The organism is Pseudorhodobacter sp. E13 (genome assembly GCF_003991405.1).
Classification (GTDB): Bacteria; Pseudomonadota; Alphaproteobacteria; order Rhodobacterales; family Rhodobacteraceae; genus Pseudorhodobacter.
In genome coordinates this window covers 1-460 of sequence record NZ_RPEN01000084.1, presented here as the reverse complement: position 1 = coordinate 460, position 460 = coordinate 1, and the positions used below count along the sequence as shown (strand labels likewise).

Genomic DNA, 460 nt, shown 5'->3' with positions numbered 1-460 from the left:
AACACCGGTGGCCAAGTCAAACATCAGCGCGTCGTCGGGGTAAGGCGTCACGGTGGACATCAAACTATTGGCCGAAGAGACGCCAGCACAGAGCGATTGCCCCAGCCCGATGATGCAATAAAGGATTTGCGGATCATCCGGGATCAAAAAGCCCTTTCCTGCCGGGCCTGCGGCAACCGCCCGACGCGGACCGATCAAAGGCAGGTCCACGACGGCCCGCACCGATTTTGCGTTCTTCGGTGCCACGGAATGGGCCGTCAAACCGCCCAGATCAGCGACCACGCCGTCAAAGCCATTCCCAACCGCGATGAGGCTGGACCCGATCACCGTGGGCATCATCGGTGCGGCCTCGTCGATATTCGGCAGGCGGCACCCTTGGCCGTCCAGCGCCGCAATCCGGTGGCCATCGCCGGTCATGATCTCGACGGACGCATCATCCCAAGGCGTCCTGAAATCCAGT

General features: G+C 62.0%; 1 protein-coding gene. It reads right to left on the bottom strand.

The window, feature by feature from the left end; all coding sequences use genetic code 11:
• Positions 1-460, bottom strand: a 460-nt coding sequence (locus EGN72_RS19075) for a hypothetical protein (protein ID WP_158623091.1), incomplete at both ends; no start/stop codon positions are given.